Below are 15189 nucleotides of genomic sequence, written 5' to 3'. Positions count from 1 at the left end.
CTCATAAATATTATCACCCAAGTGCCACATCCAGTATCATCATAATGACAAATCCCCCCATAACGCCCAGTGTACCGACGTTGGAGTGTTCGCCTAAATGTGCTTCAGGAATCAGTTCTTCCACTACGACATAGAGCATGGCGCCGGCGGCAAAGGAGAGCAGCCAGGGCATCAGAGGCTCGATGGCGCCTGCCACCAGCACCGTGAGGATACCGAAGATTGGTTCTACGATACCTGACATACTGCCGCGGAAGAATGCCCTACCGGTGGAAAGACCTTCCTGACGCAGGGGAAGGGAGATTGCCGCGCCTTCCGGGAAATTCTGAATACCGATACCGATGGCGAGAGCCATGGCTGCGGTGTAAAGCGCCGGATCGTTGCCGTGCTGTGCGGCCAATGCGAAAGACAGGCCGACCGCCATGCCCTCCGGTATGTTGTGAAGCGTAACCGCCATGACTAACAGGGTGGTCCGTTTCCAGCTGGAGGACACGCCCTCCGCCTCGTTGCAGCCCGGATTACTGCAGTCCGGGTGAAGGTGGGGGAGATAGGTATCGAGGGCGATCAGGAAGAACACGCCCAGTAAAAAGCCTCCGGCGGCAGGAATCCAGCCGATACCACCGTTTAAGGAAGCTTCCTCAATGGCAGGAATCAACAGTGACCATACGGAAGCCGCCACCATAACTCCGGCCGCGAATCCCAGAAAAATTCTCTGTACAGATGCATTGACTTCTTTGCGAAAGAAAAAAACTACAGACGCGCCCAGCGTGGTCATTAAAAATGTAAATCCAGTCCCGCCGGCCGCCCATAATAAAGACGTACTCATAATAAAACCTCCTTTCGGTTTCTGAGTTAGCAATTTCTAACCCTATTCAGTATACCATATGACTGCCGACTGTGCAATGGAGGGAGGATACGAAAGTAAAGGCAGAACTGTTACAACTATTCAGCCGTATGAGATAAATTTCCTTCCCTTTTTCCCTATAAATGTGCTAAAATAGACCTGATTCGACAAAAGGAAAGGAATACCGATTTATGAATAAAAAAACACGATGGTACACACCTTTTATACATAAAGTACTTCTGGCCGCGGCTGTCGCGGCGGTTTTGGGAGGCTGCGGAAAAAAGAATGACGCAGGGCAGGAGACACAGGCGCCCGAGCCTTCTTCCATCTCGATCGAGCTGGAGACTGAGAAGAATCCCGAGCCGGTAAAGATCCTGACAATCGGTGAGGAGCCGATACCCGTACTGCCGGATCTTCCGGTTCTGGATGAGAATCCCGTTCCGGAGTATCTCCGAAACGGCGTGGAGCATCCCATTATAGCAAGCCTTCAGCAGCGGCTGATGGATCTTGGATTTATGGACAACGATGAACCGACTCAGTATTTTGGAAATATGACCGAATCTGCGGTCAAGACTTTTCAACGGCAGAATCAGCTGGCGCAGGATGGCATTGTCGGCCCGGAGACGCTGAAGGCAATCATGGCTCCTTCCGCCAAGTACTACGCGGTTTCGAAGGATGTTGATGGTGACGATATCAAGCGGATTCAGAACCGCCTTTACGAACTGGGATATCTGGCTGCTGGGGATCTGGTGACCGGACACTTCGGGGACGATACGGAGGCCGCAGTCATCAAGCTTCAGGAGGTCAACGGACTGAATGTGGATGGCAAGGTGGGTCGGCAGACGATTAACCTTCTGTACAGTGATGAGATCAAACCGAATTTCCTTTCCTATGGAGAGAAGAGCGATGTGGTGCTGGCGTGCCAGACGCGGCTGAAGGAGCTGGGATATTTAACGACCACACCGGACGGCTCGTATGGCGATGATACGGCGGCAGCGGTCAAGCAGTTCCAGGCGCGAAACGACCTGGTGGTTGACGGTTATCTCGGGCCATCCACCCGTGTGGCCTTAAACAGTGCCGAGGCGCAGGCCAACGGCCTGATGCTGGGGGAACAGGGAGAGACCGTTACCCGGATCCAGCAGCTGTTAAATAAATACGGCTATTTATCTTCGGCCAATGTCACCGGCTATTACGGGGAGGTGACGGAAAAGGCGGTGAAGTCTTTCCAGAGCAACAACGGCCTTACCGCAGACGGTTCTGTAGGCCGTCAGACGATGAATAAACTGACGGGAAGCAGCGTAAAGAAGGCGGGTTCAGGCGGTTCATCCGGAGGCAGCAGCGGTTCCAAGGGCGGAACGGTAAAAGGCGGCTCCGGTGTCAGCGGTCTGCTGTCCATCGCCAGATCCAAGCTGGGCTGTCCATACGTCTATGGTGCAAAAGGGCCGAACGCGTTTGACTGCTCCGGCTTCATCTACTACTGTCTGAATCAGGCGGGAGTACGGCAGAGCTATCTGACCTCGGCCGGATGGCGAAGCGTAGGAAAATACACGAAGATTACGAATTTCAACAGTCTCCAGGCGGGCGATATCATCGTCGTAAGCGGCCATGTGGGAATCGTGGCAGGCGGCGGCAAGGTGGTCGATGCATCTTCAAGTAACGGACGTGTCGTAGAACGTGCCTTGAGCAGCTGGTGGAGAAATAACTTTATCTGTGGATGGCGTATATTCGGATAGGAATGGTTCAAAATAAGGGTATGAAAAAAGAGAGAAAAGCAGTAAACATGATAACCGATTCACCGGGCAGTGCGTTGCTTCTGTTCGCTCTGCCGATGATTCTGGGCAATTTATTTCAACAGTTTTATAATATTATGGACTCGGTCGTCGTAGGCCGGTTCGTAAGTGAGGAGGCGCTGGCATCTGTCGGCGCTTCCTATTCCATTACCAATGTCTTTATTGCCATCGCCATCGGCGGAGGCATTGGAAGCTCCGTGGTAGTGTCCCAGTTCCTGGGCGCGAAGCAGCTGGGGAATATGAAGACGGCGATCTCCACGACACTGATCAACTTCCTGACGCTGAGCGTACTTCTCGGCACGCTGGGATTTCTGTTTAACGAGCCGATTTTGGCGTGGATGAACACGCCGGAAAACGTATTTGCCGATGCCTCCGTGTATTTAAGCATTTACTTTGTGGGACTTCCGTTCCTGTTCATGTACAACGTACAGGCGGCTATATTCCAGTCGCTGGGCGATTCCAGAACGCCGCTCTATCTCCTGATCTTTTCGTCGCTTCTGAATATTGTGCTGGATTTGCTCTTCGTAATCCGGTTCCATCAGGGAGTCGCAGGCGTTGCGGTGGCGACGCTGATGGCTCAGGGGCTGTCGGCGGTGATCTCCTTCACCATATTGCTGAAGCGCCTGAAGGCATATGAAGTGACGGAGGCGTTTCATTTTTACGACATGAAGATGATGATCAATATGATGCGGGTGGCGATCCCTTCCACGCTTCAGCAGTCGATCGTCCATATCGGGATGCTTTTGGTACAGTCGGTGGTGAACGTCTTCGGTTCCGCGGTCATGGCCGGATTTGCCGCGGGTACCAGGATCGAGTCGATCTGTATCGTACCCATGCTTGCCATCGGCAATGCCATGTCGACCTTTACTGCACAGAACATCGGAGCCGGGCGGCCGGACCGGGTGAAACAGGGGTATCGCTACTGCTATGCCATGGTCGGATTCTTTGCAGTGGTCATCTGCATAATCATGCAGCTGTGGGGGGATCTCTTCATACGCGGGTTCCTAAACGAGGGAAGCGCTGAGACCGCTTTCCAGACCGGTATGGCGTATGTGCGGTTTATTTCCTTCTTCTTCGTGTTTATCGGCCTGAAGGCGACGACAGACGGTCTGCTGCGGGGCGCGGGAGATGTGGTGGTGTTCACGATTGCCAACCTTGTGAATCTGGCGATCCGCGTGATCGTGGCGGCGGTATTTGCCCCGATTATCGGAGTACAGGCGGTATGGTACGCGGTTCCCATGGGATGGGCGGCAAACTATATCATCTCATTTATGCGGTATCTGACAGGAAAATGGAGCCGGGTTCATTTGATCTCCGGAAAATAAAAAAACAGGAATATTTGCGCGCCGTCTTTCGAAAGGACACCAGCGAATATTCCTGTTTTTTATTCCTTAATTATGAATTCTCCTATTATGAATTCCCCCTGCCATTCTGCCGGGGAAATGCCAGCTGCACTTTAAATAAATCTCCATCGATATAGATGGTAAACTTCCCGCCGAGAAGCTCCGTAAGGCTCTTGGCGATCGACAGGCCCAGCCCGCTTCCTTCCGTGGTTCGAGCCACGTCACCCCGGACGAAACGCTCCGTCAGTTCATCACCCTTGATGTTCAGAGGATTCTCTGACACATTCTTTATAGTGAAGAGTACCTGGCTGTCCCCCGCGATGACATCAACGTATACGCGGCTGTGCTCCATCGCATACTTAAACGCATTGTTATAAAGGTTTTCCAGGACACGCCACAGATGGCGGCCGTCGGCCTGAATGATAACGGTTTCCTCAGGGAAGCTGGATACCAGCTCCAGATGGCGGACCAGAAATTTTTCTTCAAATTCCCCGTTGGTCTGATAGATCAGCTCGACGAAGTCGATGTTGGTCAGCTCGATCTTTAAATTCCCGGAACTGGCCTTGGAGGCTTCGACAAGATCCTCGGTCAGAGTCTTAAGCCTCTGGGACTTTTGTTCCAAAACCTCTAAATAACCCTGAATCTTCGGGTCCTGAAGGTGTTCCCGTTTGATTAAATCCACATAGTTGATAATGGACGTAAGCGGCGTCTTAATGTCGTGGGAGACATTGGTGATAAGGTCCGCCTTCAGGCGTTCGCTGCTTACCTTTTCCTGCAGCGCGGTATCCAGCCCCCGGCTGATATGGTTGATGTTCTCAGCCAGTTCCCGCTCTTTTCCGTCAAACTCTTCTGCATTGATCTTGTATTTGGTGTCTCCGTGGGAGATCTTTAACAGCGCTTCATTAATCTGGTCCGTCTCCCAGGCGTTCTTATACAGCTGATGGAAAACCCATGAGTCCATACAGAGAAGCGCAAGGACGAGAATACCCGTTAAAATCCGGGATTCCATGCTGTCATAAGTGAAATAGACGAACGCGCCGGTCGCGATAATGACACAGTTAAAAATAAAATAACAGATGTAGCCTAAAGCCAGCCGGGTGGTAAACCGGTGGTTTTTGATATAGAGACTGATATTTACGCAGATACGGCTCGTCAGACTGCCCGTCCAGAGCGTTCCCGCCTTATAACGGCGGATCATGCTGAATGCTGCAACAATACCGACTGCATAGAGAATCACCATGCGTGCAGCCAGTTCCCCGTAATACCAGCGGTCTTCCGACAGGAATAAATGGATAACCTTGTAGCCGACGTGTTCTCCCAGAAACAGGGCGCACATGGCGGCTGCGACAAACAGAATCAGACAGGTTTCCGTGGCGATCCGGTCGATTCTTCCCAGAACAACCGCGTCGTGATCGGAATTCTGATGGCCCGTCATACTTACCATGAAATACAGGCTTGCAGCGCATCCCAGAATTCCAATGACCAGGGACACGAGGCCGATGATGAAGAGCAGACGCATATGGTCATAGGATTTGGCCGCTTCAGAGTAGGAATCCTGGACAGGATACGCCGTATTTACAGCCACAACCATGTAGTAATTGCTGTTGTTGTAAGGGTTGGACTTCTCCAGCTGGGCCGATATGGTCTTCAGCGTCGTGTTCAAATTGGTATCGACATACAGGGATTCGCCGGTTACGTAAATATAGCGGCCCAGCGCCTTAAGCTCCTCCGGATTATCAATCACGGTGTTGTTATACAGCTTGGGAGCTTCCGAATCTCCCTTAAAAGATACCCGGAATTTCAAGTTGCTGGGATTCTGAATAAACTTATAGTGAAACGCATAGTAATTCCCTACATGGGCCAGCACTTCTTTTGCCAGTTCGGCCATGGTGGTATAAGATTCTCCCGGCTCGGAATCCTGATGGTCGGGATCGTAGGAACGCCAGTCCACCCGGATGTCCTGTTCACCTTCTTCCGGTGTGTAGCGGCCATCCACCTTAAACTTTTCATTCAGATAATAGCCCATGGACTTGGCCATACGCACCATCTCGTCAACGGTATATTCTTTTACTTCCCCGGGGCCGGTGGTCACACGGACGACAGGCTTGTCATAAGCCAGCTTTCCGTTTGATTCAAATACCTCTTTATATTTGATGTAGTTGAAAATATCGTCGATGTCCGTCTTGAACTGCCGGATGAACTCCGGCGTGTCCTCATACGTCTCGTTGGTAAGCCAGCTGACGCCTTCTCCGTAGTGAGGATTGTTGTACATGATGCTGATGCCCGTCACCACGAGGATGACAAAAAGAATGTGCAGCAGGACTGCATGTTCCTTTTTTCTTTTCATATGCTCTCCTATTGCTTTTCAATCTTGTAGCCGACACCCCAGACCACCTTTAAATAGCGGGGCTCCCGCGGATTGATCTCGATTTTCTCACGAATATGGCGGATGTGAACGGCTACGGTATTATCCGCACCGATGGCCTCTTCATTCCAGATCTGCTCATAGATCTCGTCAATGGAGAACACCTTTCCGGCATTTTTAACGAGGAGCAGCAGAATGTTATATTCAATGGGAGTCAGCTTGATGAGTTCCCCATCAACGGTAACTTCCTTGTTATCATCATTAATTGCCAGACCACCGCATTTATATACCTGGCCGGCAGTCTGCTGGTTCATATTGCCCAGCTGGGTATAGCGGCGCAGCTGGGATTTGACTCTTGCGACCAGTTCCAGGGGATTGAACGGCTTTGTAATGTAGTCATCCGCGCCGATGTTGAGTCCCAGGATCTTATCGGTGTCTTCTGACTTTGCGGACAGAATGATAATCGGAATGCTGCTGGTCTCCCGAACCTTTAACGTGGTTCTGATTCCGTCCAGACCCGGCATCATCACATCCACGATCATTAAATCCACCTGATTATTCTCCAGCAGATCCAGGGCTTCATAGCCGTCATATGCTTTTATCACATTAAAACCTTCTCCGGTCAAATAGATATCTATGGCTTCCACAATCTGTTTATCATCATCACAAACTAATATACTCTGCATGTCAAAACCTCCTTTTCCATTATTATACAACGGGCAGGATAAAATTCACATTACTTTTTTCTGAAGAATCAGGAACAAAACATTTATAAATAGTGGAAAGTACAAATTATATAAGTAATATAGCAGGAGTCTTTCCGCTACAATAAAAAGAAAAAGGATTGATACAATGGGAAAAAACAGAATCTATAGTTTGAGGAGACAGAAAAAAATTCCCCAGGCATTATTGGGAGATTTACTGGGAGTCAGTCAGCAGACCGTCAGTAAGATAGAATCACAGCCGATTCCAGATATCTCATCGGAGCTGCTCTGCCGGATTGCCGACTACTTCGGCGTTACGGCCGATTATTTAATGGAGCGTTCGGAACAGTCCTGTGATTTTAATTTCGCCGACATGGATCCGAGAGAGATCGGGGATTGCCTGACTCCGGATGATAAGAAAATGTGGCTGGAAATGGGGATCCGGCTGGCGGGAAACGAATTTATGGCAAAGCATAAGAAAAAAAGCGGGAAATAATGCCTGGCGGCGGTCAGGGAGCCTGAGACACACTGACTTCACTGGACAGCTCCCTGAATGCTTTGGGCGATAACCCGGTATCCTTTTTAAACAGATGGTAGAAGTGGCTGGTGTTGTCAAACCCCACCTCCTCACAGATCTGTAAAATGGACCGGTTGGTATATTCAAGAGCAAGTTTTGCATTGGCGATGCGGATGTCATTGATAAATTCAGTCGGCGTCTTATTTAAATGCTTTTTAAAGACCCGGCACAGGTATTCAGGACTCTTCTGAGAGATGCGGTAGAGGGCGTTTAAGCCTTCCTGGTAATTCTGCTGTTTCTGCATCTCCAGCGCAAGAAGCCCCAGCCATGTCGGAATGTCGTGGGACAGCTTTAAGTTATAGGAAAGAAAATAGCTGGTAAGGAGATTGACGGTGGCGGCCCTCAAAAGGGTATTAAACCGGACGATGTTGAGCTCGTGCGCAATGGCCAGCTGCTCGAAGGAGGGCAGTAAGTTGTTTAACTCCGCAGGAAGAAGCTGGCGGAAGGGAGGCATCTCGTTCTCCATCAGCTGGTCCGCGTTGCATCCGGTACCAAGAAAAGAAAAACACGAGTCCATGGTGCCTCTGGAAACGAGCAGATTATAAAAACAGAAATCGGAAGACGGATTCTGGAAGCTGTGTATGTCCTTCGGGCGGATGAAGACTAAGGCTCCGGTGTTTACTATCTTTTTCTTGTCATTGATGTGATGTGTGGCGCTTCCCGCGCCTACCAGGAAGAATTCATAATAATTATGGTTATGGGAACGGGTGTCAGCATCCTGAAATGCGATTTTTGTGCAGATCCCGTCTTCGCCTGAGAAGAGCCAGTCCTGCTCTCTGTAAAATTCAATTTTCATCTCTCGGCTCCTTTCGTGTCTTCTGGATTACCAGTCTGCGTTTTCTGATGTTGGAAACAGTATAATAAGAAATCATTATGAGATATAGGCCTTCGCGGTATGCGGAGGGCTTTTTTTTATGTAATTGGAAATTGCTCCTATTACATAAAAAGCCCTCTGGGCAGGATGCGCACTCTTTATTCTGTCATGGGGAGGTCATTCTTACGGTTTCTATGTATGTCAATATAGCACAATAAATAGGGAAAGGCAAGACAAGACAGCGCCCTTTTTTTATGGTACATTTATGCTATCAAAATTACTTAAAACAAGGGAAATAAATAAAAAGTCTATAAAAAGTGCGTTTCTTTCTAAGAATACCGGAGGGAAATACACGGTCTGTCAAGTGCGCCAAAAAAACGCCAGATGGAAGAAAGTGGATAATTTATTACAATGAAGGAGGCAGTTATGAATCATTTTAAGGTGGCCAGCCCCAGAACAAATCTGGAAGTGGAAATTGCATTTACGAAGGCGTACCGAAGGATCCTGAAGAAGTGGCGGGGGAATAAATACAAGATTGAAGCAGAGTGTATGAAGGCCATGTATCCAGCCATCCTCCACCCGATTGAGGAGCAGGATGTTCTGGCGGGGCGCCATGAGTTCGGACCGGTAGGATTCGGAATTCAGCATCAGACCGGGGGCTTCGGATTCTATATCCACGAGGACGAAGTGGTAAAGGAGCTGGAGAACGGAGCCGGAAGCCTGAAATATCGTGAAGACTTAAATGATATGCTGGTATTCTGGAAAAAAGAAAACACGGACCACTATGTGATGGAGCACATGCCGGAACACTTAAAAAAGGCACTGATATCTGACCAGTGGGATAAGCTTCCCATGCCGGCCTGCCCGATTCTCCGAATGGCGGGCTGCTACCTGGACTTTGACAAACTGGTGCTTAAGGGAATTCCGGGGATGGTGGAGGAGCTGGCGGAATCAATGGAGAGGAGCGGGCTGGAGGAAGAACAGATTCAGTTTCTGGGGGCTTCTATCGAGATGTTTGATCTCCTGAAAGAGATGCTTCAATACTACGAGGATCAGGCCGGTGAAATGGCCGAAAGAGCAGAGGGAAAACGGAAAGAAGAGCTGCTGAAGCTTAAGGAGGCACTCTTCCAGAATCAGCGAAGGAAGCCGGAGTCCTATCTGGAGGCGGTCCAGCTGGTATGGATGTACTGCCTTATGACGCCTATCATCGATATCGGAAGATGTGATGTGTTCTTTGGTGACCTTTACTGCCATGACATAGACAATGGGATTCTGACCGAGGAGGAAGCGCTTAAGATTACCCAAAACTTCTTTCAGCTGGTTGACCATCTGGATTGTGAGACAGACGGCCGCGTGATCGTAGGCGGATATGGCCGGCGCAATCCGGAGACGGGGGACCGTTACAGCCTGCTGGCCATTGAGGCTTGCAGAACCGTAAAAGAGGTACTTCCGCAGTTCACACTCCGGTTTCATAAAGACACGCCCGAATCGGTGATGAAGGCCGCGATTCGCTGTATTGAGGAGGGAAGAACATACCCGCTTCTCTATAATGACGACGTGATCGTGCCGGGAGTCATGAGTACGTACGGGGTGTCGAGGGAGATGGCCGAACACTATATTATGCTTGGATGCGGAGAATATGAGTTTGAGCACTACAGTGTGGCAACGCCGAGCGGATCTCTCAACGCTACAAAAATCATGGAACTGGCCGTAAACGGAGGATGGGACCCGGTAGGGGGCTGGGCAATCGGTCCCAGGACGCCAAAGCTTTCCGAATGCGGAAGTTTCGAGGAGTTTTACCGTTACTATCAGGAGCATGCGAAATATTATATAGAGGCCCAGGCGGAATTTGAGGCGTATGAATATGAGATTACAGGCGCCAGGCACCCATTTCTGATGGCATCCGTTCTTTATGACGGCTGCATCAAAAAAGGAAAAGCACTTTTTGAGGGAGGCTGCGAGTACCTGGCGGGAACACTGGAGTTCTATGGCGCGGTCGATGCGGCAGACAGTCTGTGTGCGGTTAAAAAACTGATCTTCAATGAAAAACGGATGACAGCGGAAGAGATGATGGAGGCGCTTGCCGATAACTTTTTAGACTATCCGGCTGCCAGAAAAATGATGCTGGAAGCTCCGAAATACGGCGTGGATCATGAGGAAGCAGATGCATTTTTCGTAGAATTACAGGACTTTTTTAATGAGACGGCAAAGGCCCAGGCAGACCGGGTCGGACTAAAGAGTTATTTGCCGGTTTACATAAATAATGCACAGAATACCACGCTGGCGAGATGGGTGGGAGCTACGCCGAACGGCAGAAAGTCCGGGTGCGCGACAGCCAATGCCAATAACCCGGAATCGGTGGTAGAGACGAAGGGATTGACTTCCATGATTAACAGCCTGCTGAAGCCCTCTCACATAAATCACGCCGGGATGGTACAGAATTTCCGATTCACGAAGGAGCTGTTGGAGCAATCAGAGGATAAGGTGATCGCCGCCATGAAAGATTACTTTGACAGAGGCGGATGCCAGGCGATGATTACCGTAATCGGAAAGGATGATTTGAAAAATGCGATGGAACGCCCCGAGGAGTACGGCGATCTGATCGTGAGGGTCGGCGGCTTTTCGGCCAGATTCGTCATGCTGGAAAAGGATGTCCAGAAGGAGATCTATGAACGGGCCAGCTACTGAGAAAAAAATGGGAAAAATATTTGATTTGCAGCATTTCTGCCTGGATGACGGTCCTGGAATTCGTACCACTGTGTTTTTAAAGGGCTGCCCGCTTCGCTGTATCTGGTGTCATAACCCGGAATCCTACGAGAAAAGGGATACCATCTCGTACAATGAAAGCAAATGTTCGGGATGCGGCGCGTGCGTGGAGGTCTGTCCTCAGAAGGCGCACCGGATTGTGACAGGATTGCACCGGTTTGAGAGAGAGGCATGCACCAGATGCGGCGCATGTACGGAGGTCTGCTGTTATGGGGCGCTGGAGAAAATCGGCAGAACTGTGACCGCGGAAGAGGTAATCGCCGAGGTTAAGAAAGACAGGACGTTTTATGAGAAGCCGAGACCTGGCGGAATCACCATTTCCGGAGGGGAACCGTTATTCCAGCCGTATTTTCTGAGGGAACTGTTGCAGGCGGCCAGGGATGAGGGCATTCATACGTGTCTGGAGACATCAGGCTTCTGTGCCGCTGAACCGTTAAATGCGGTCATTCCTCTCACGGACTTATTCCTGTTTGATCTGAAAGGGGAGAGTGCGGCGTATCCACACTTAACCGGTGTCAGGGCGGAGAAAATATACCAAAATCTGGAGATTCTTCTTGAAAAGAAGTGTCATGTGGTAATCCGGGTTCCGCTGATCCCGGGAATAAATGATACGGAGACCTTTTTCGGCGAATTGGCAAAGCTCTACCGCCGTCAGCCGGGAATTGAGGCATTTGAAATCATGCCGTATCACGGCATGGGAGCCTCCAAGGCGGTACAGGCCGCCGTTGTACAGGGGCTGGGTAAACAGCCTGACGCGACAGAAGATGAGAAAAAGGCATGGCTGGCCGCACTGAAAGGCTTGGGGCTGCCTGTGTTTATCAATTATTTTAAAAACAAATAGCACAAAATGTGCGAGGAAGGGAGCAACAGATATGAAGAAGGTATTGAGTTTGGGGATGGCAGTGGTGTTGGCACTCAGTCTTACGGCCTGTGGAGGCAGGACGGAAAGCAAAGAGACAACTGCAACGCAGGCACAGGGACAGACAGAGTCCGCTCAGAGCGGAAAGGAGACGACGCAGGCCGCCTCCAATGTGGAGCTGGTAGCGACCAGATGGTCCGGAGGACAGTCTGATGATCAGAAGGAGCTTGTAAAGGGGTATACGGCTTCTGAGATTGTGATTGACGATGTGGCATACGATAAGTTAAAGGAAAAGGAAACGCTCAGTATGCAGAAGAGCGGAGGCGGAGACTACGACCTGATCTATGTAGCGGAAGTATGGTGCCCGGATTACGCATCGAATGGCTGGCTTCTTCCTTTAAATGACTACATTGAAAAATATAATGTGGATTTAAGCATGTATAACCAGAGCCTCCTGGACACCATGACAGTAGATGGAAAAATTATGTCGCTTCCGACATTTACGCAGACGTCCATCCTGGCATATGACGAGACTGCCATGCAGCGGTACGGCGGAGAGGTTCCCAAGACCTTCGACGAGCTGATTGCATGCGCCAAATGGTTTAAGGAAAATGAGGGAACCGGAATTGCAGTTCCGGCCATGCAGGGACAGGCGGCAGTCGATTTATTTGGTGCGATCCTCTATTCCTGCGGCGGAGAGTTTATAAAGGATGGCAAGGCTGACTTGGGAAGTGATGAGGCAGCACAGGCGATTACCATCTGGCAGGAACTCTGTAAGTATGCTATGGACGGAGCTTCTACGTGGCATGTGGACGACGTGGGGCAGGCAATGAAGGATGGCGTGGCTCCTATCAGCATCAGCCTGTCCGGCAACTGCTCCGCATACTTAGATCCGGAGCAGTCGGCAGTGGCTGAAACCGTAAAATTCGCCGGTATGCCTGGAGTCGGAGACAAGGATTATGTGGGAACCGCCAATTTCTGGGGCTGGTCTGTAGCGGCAAACAGTGAAAATCCGGATGAAGCATTTCAGGCGGCCGTATGGCTGACGAGCCCGGAACAGGAAAAGTCAGCGTCTCTGGCAAACGGATCTATCTCCGCGCTGCCGGAGCTGGCCGAAGACCAGGAAGTACTGGAAAAGATTCCGTATCTGCCCGCAGTCACAGAGGCCCTTGCGCACGCGAGGATTCTGCCTACGGCAGGAGATTCCTCCACCATGCTGACCGGCTTACAGGCAGTCTTATCAGAGATTGCCACCGATCCGGACACCGATTCGGCTGCGTTAATCAAGTCTTATAACGAGTCCTGCAAAGATTATCAGTTTGGCAGGTAGTGATAAAGGGGATGGGAGGTAAAGTAACAATGAAACGGAGAAGAAATATGCTGGAACAAGGGGATTTACTGCCCGTCCTCCTTCTTCTGCCTAGTATTCTGGTGGTGTTTGTGGTGATGTTCATTCCTCTTTTGTACGGCGTGTTCATGAGTTTTTACAATTATCATATGGGCAGTATTGATCTCAAAGAGGATTTCATAAGCATCAGCAATTATGTCAGGCTGTTTAAAGACAAGGTCTTTTTAAAAGCGGTCGGGAATACGCTGTATTTCACAGCCGCTGCCATTGCCGGGGATTTAATACTCGGTACGGTGATCGCAGTGTGGCTTCAGAGCCTTACGGGCCGGTTAAAGAGTATTCTCCGTCCCATCTGCACCATGCCGCTCCTGGTCTCGCCCATTATCATCGGTCTGATCTGGAAATACATGTTTAATATCAACGGCGGACTCATCTACTGGGTTCTGGGGCTGTTTGGAATCACCTCCAAACAGTTCCCGGGCCTTGCGGGAACGTCCACAGCCATGCTCTGCGCGGTCATAGCACATTGCTGGCAGGTCATTCCCTTTGTTATTGTGGTGCTCAGCTCCGGTCTGCTCAGCATACCGGGCGAGTATTATGAGGCGGCGGAAATAGACGGAGCCGGATTTATACAGAAATTTTTTCATATATCCCTTCCGGGTCTGATTCCGGTTTATATGGTCATCCTCCTGTTTAACGGAGTGGATGCCATCAAGGTGTTTGATATCATCTATGCATTGACCGGCGGCGGTCCAAATAACTCCACCATGTCGCTCAGCCTCTATGCGTATAAGATTGGATTTGATACCTTTGACATGGGGTACGCGATGACGATATCCAATGCCAGCATGATCCTTTCATTTCTGGTATTTGGCATTATCTTTATCCGTTATAATGCAAAAGCACATAAGGAGGGACAGCAGTAATGAAAAAATCAGCAATTGTATGCGGAAAAGCACTGTTTGGCCTGCTTGTGGTGCTTACGGTAGTCTTCCCGATCTATATGATAGTGAGCAATTCCTTTAAGCCAACGCTGTTGATCAGGAAAATGCCGCCGCAGTTTTTCTTTCCCCCGACCCTTCAGCATTATGTGAAGATCCTTAAGCAGGGGAACTTCCTGTCGTATTTTGGCAACTCGTTTATCATTGCCATGTCGACAACGGTTATCAGTATTGTGCTGGGAAGCCTCGCGGCATATGGGCTGGCAATCATGAAATCTAACTGGGGGAACCGCATTTCCACGTTTCTGCTGTTTTCCAAGCTGGTGCCGACGATCACTATTATGATTCCTCTCTATATTATTCTGGACAAGGTGCATCTTCTGGGGACTTATGTGGGGCCCATACTGGCCCATGTGTCGGTAAACGCGCCGTTTGTGGCCTGGCTGGTGCTCGGATTTATCCGGGATATTCCGGGAGACTTATTTGAGGCCGGAAAGCTGGACGGCTGTACGAGAATGCAGGTATTCTGGAAGATTGTATTTCCGCTTCTCTCACCGGCGATCGGATCCGCACTTTTACTGGTCATGCAGTATTCCTGGAACGAACTGCTGTTTTCCATGCAGTACACAAATCTCCACACGTATACGCTTACGGTCGGTGTATCCAGGTTCGTAGGGGCGATTTCGGTAGACTGGGGACAGTCCAGCGCGGCGGCTACCATTGTCATGGTGCCGATTATTATCGCGGGCTTCTTCCTTCAGAAGTATCTCGTCAGCGGGCTGACTGCCGGTGCGGTCAAGGGATAAATATAAAATATCTGATGTTACAGCAAAGAAAGAAT

The 15189-nt window shown here is 50.1% G+C and carries 12 protein-coding genes; 8 read left to right on the top strand and 4 right to left on the bottom strand.

Annotated features, from left to right (window positions below):
- Positions 1–13 precede the first annotated feature (13 nt).
- Positions 14–823, bottom strand: coding sequence for a ZIP family metal transporter (locus H8S80_RS26910; RefSeq protein ID WP_117632943.1), 810 nt, complete (start codon positions 821–823; stop codon positions 14–16).
- A 209-nt stretch (positions 824–1032) separates the two neighbouring features.
- On the opposite strand from H8S80_RS26910, the gene H8S80_RS26905 reads away from it, so the two are divergent.
- Both H8S80_RS26905 and H8S80_RS26900 read left to right on the top strand, forming a co-directional pair.
- On the top strand, positions 1033–2574 hold the full coding sequence (locus H8S80_RS26905) for an NlpC/P60 family protein (RefSeq protein ID WP_117632944.1): 1542 nt from the start codon (positions 1033–1035) through the stop codon (positions 2572–2574).
- 20 nt (positions 2575–2594) lie between these two features.
- Positions 2595–3956 (top strand): MATE family efflux transporter, encoded by a 1362-nt coding sequence (locus H8S80_RS26900; RefSeq protein WP_181988019.1) that lies wholly within the window; start codon positions 2595–2597, stop codon positions 3954–3956.
- Between the two features lie 85 nt (positions 3957–4041).
- Here the strand turns inward: H8S80_RS26900 and H8S80_RS26895 are convergent, their stop codons facing one another.
- Together H8S80_RS26895 and H8S80_RS26890 are read right to left on the bottom strand one after the other, a co-directional pair.
- Positions 4042–6321, bottom strand: a complete 2280-nt coding sequence (locus H8S80_RS26895) for a sensor histidine kinase (RefSeq protein WP_117632945.1) — start codon at positions 6319–6321, stop codon at positions 4042–4044.
- 8 nt (positions 6322–6329) lie between these two features.
- Positions 6330–7025: a response regulator transcription factor gene (locus H8S80_RS26890; RefSeq protein ID WP_002605317.1), complete on the bottom strand. Its 696-nt coding sequence runs from the start codon at positions 7023–7025 to the stop codon at positions 6330–6332.
- A 166-nt stretch (positions 7026–7191) separates the two neighbouring features.
- On the opposite strand from H8S80_RS26890, the gene H8S80_RS26885 reads away from it, so the two are divergent.
- Positions 7192–7539, top strand: coding sequence for a helix-turn-helix domain-containing protein (locus tag H8S80_RS26885; RefSeq protein ID WP_002605316.1), 348 nt, complete (start codon positions 7192–7194; stop codon positions 7537–7539).
- Between the two features lie 13 nt (positions 7540–7552).
- Here the strand turns inward: H8S80_RS26885 and H8S80_RS26880 are convergent, their stop codons facing one another.
- Positions 7553–8416, bottom strand: a complete 864-nt coding sequence (locus tag H8S80_RS26880) for a helix-turn-helix domain-containing protein (RefSeq protein ID WP_002605315.1) — start codon at positions 8414–8416, stop codon at positions 7553–7555.
- A gap of 444 nt (positions 8417–8860) precedes the next feature.
- On the opposite strand from H8S80_RS26880, the gene H8S80_RS26875 reads away from it, so the two are divergent.
- The 5 genes from H8S80_RS26875 to H8S80_RS26855 are packed head-to-tail and all read left to right on the top strand — an operon-like array spanning position 8861 to position 15154.
- Positions 8861–11122, top strand: coding sequence for a pyruvate formate lyase family protein (locus H8S80_RS26875; RefSeq protein ID WP_117632946.1), 2262 nt, complete (start codon positions 8861–8863; stop codon positions 11120–11122).
- A complete protein-coding gene (locus tag H8S80_RS26870) occupies positions 11103–12041 on the top strand; it encodes a glycyl-radical enzyme activating protein (RefSeq protein ID WP_181988020.1) in 939 nt (312 codons plus the stop codon). The genes H8S80_RS26875 and H8S80_RS26870 overlap by 20 nt, the downstream gene beginning before the upstream one ends.
- 31 nt (positions 12042–12072) lie before the next feature.
- Positions 12073–13389: an ABC transporter substrate-binding protein gene (locus tag H8S80_RS26865; RefSeq protein ID WP_117632948.1), complete on the top strand. Its 1317-nt coding sequence runs from the start codon at positions 12073–12075 to the stop codon at positions 13387–13389.
- 29 nt (positions 13390–13418) lie between these two features.
- Positions 13419–14333, top strand: a complete 915-nt coding sequence (locus H8S80_RS26860; protein ID WP_243007974.1) for a carbohydrate ABC transporter permease — start codon at positions 13419–13421, stop codon at positions 14331–14333.
- A complete protein-coding gene (locus tag H8S80_RS26855) occupies positions 14333–15154 on the top strand; it encodes a carbohydrate ABC transporter permease (RefSeq protein WP_117632949.1) in 822 nt (273 codons plus the stop codon). Before H8S80_RS26860 ends, H8S80_RS26855 begins: the two co-directional genes overlap by 1 nt.
- Positions 15155–15189 lie beyond the last annotated feature (35 nt).

The sequence above is a fragment of the Hungatella sp. L36 genome, from assembly GCF_014288035.1.
This window is presented reverse-complemented; position numbering and strand designations above follow the sequence as displayed.

Excerpts from the sequence above, each read along its gene's own strand:
- H8S80_RS26900 (WP_181988019.1), top strand. The coding sequence starts at position 2,595 with ATGAAAAAAGAGAGAAAAGCAGTAAACATGATAACCGATTCACCGGGC.
- H8S80_RS26860 (WP_243007974.1), top strand. The coding sequence starts at position 13,419 with ATGAAACGGAGAAGAAATATGCTGGAACAAGGGGATTTACTGCCCGTC.
- H8S80_RS26905 (WP_117632944.1), top strand. The coding sequence starts at position 1,033 with ATGAATAAAAAAACACGATGGTACACACCTTTTATACATAAAGTACTT.
- H8S80_RS26855 (WP_117632949.1), top strand. The coding sequence starts at position 14,333 with ATGAAAAAATCAGCAATTGTATGCGGAAAAGCACTGTTTGGCCTGCTT.
- H8S80_RS26910 (WP_117632943.1), bottom strand. The coding sequence starts at position 823 with ATGAGTACGTCTTTATTATGGGCGGCCGGCGGGACTGGATTTACATTT.
- H8S80_RS26890 (WP_002605317.1), bottom strand. The coding sequence starts at position 7,025 with ATGCAGAGTATATTAGTTTGTGATGATGATAAACAGATTGTGGAAGCC.
- H8S80_RS26880 (WP_002605315.1), bottom strand. The coding sequence starts at position 8,416 with ATGAAAATTGAATTTTACAGAGAGCAGGACTGGCTCTTCTCAGGCGAA.
- H8S80_RS26895 (WP_117632945.1), bottom strand. The coding sequence starts at position 6,321 with ATGAAAAGAAAAAAGGAACATGCAGTCCTGCTGCACATTCTTTTTGTC.
- H8S80_RS26870 (WP_181988020.1), top strand. The coding sequence starts at position 11,103 with ATGAACGGGCCAGCTACTGAGAAAAAAATGGGAAAAATATTTGATTTG.
- H8S80_RS26885 (WP_002605316.1), top strand. The coding sequence starts at position 7,192 with ATGGGAAAAAACAGAATCTATAGTTTGAGGAGACAGAAAAAAATTCCC.
- H8S80_RS26865 (WP_117632948.1), top strand. The coding sequence starts at position 12,073 with ATGAAGAAGGTATTGAGTTTGGGGATGGCAGTGGTGTTGGCACTCAGT.
- H8S80_RS26875 (WP_117632946.1), top strand. The coding sequence starts at position 8,861 with ATGAATCATTTTAAGGTGGCCAGCCCCAGAACAAATCTGGAAGTGGAA.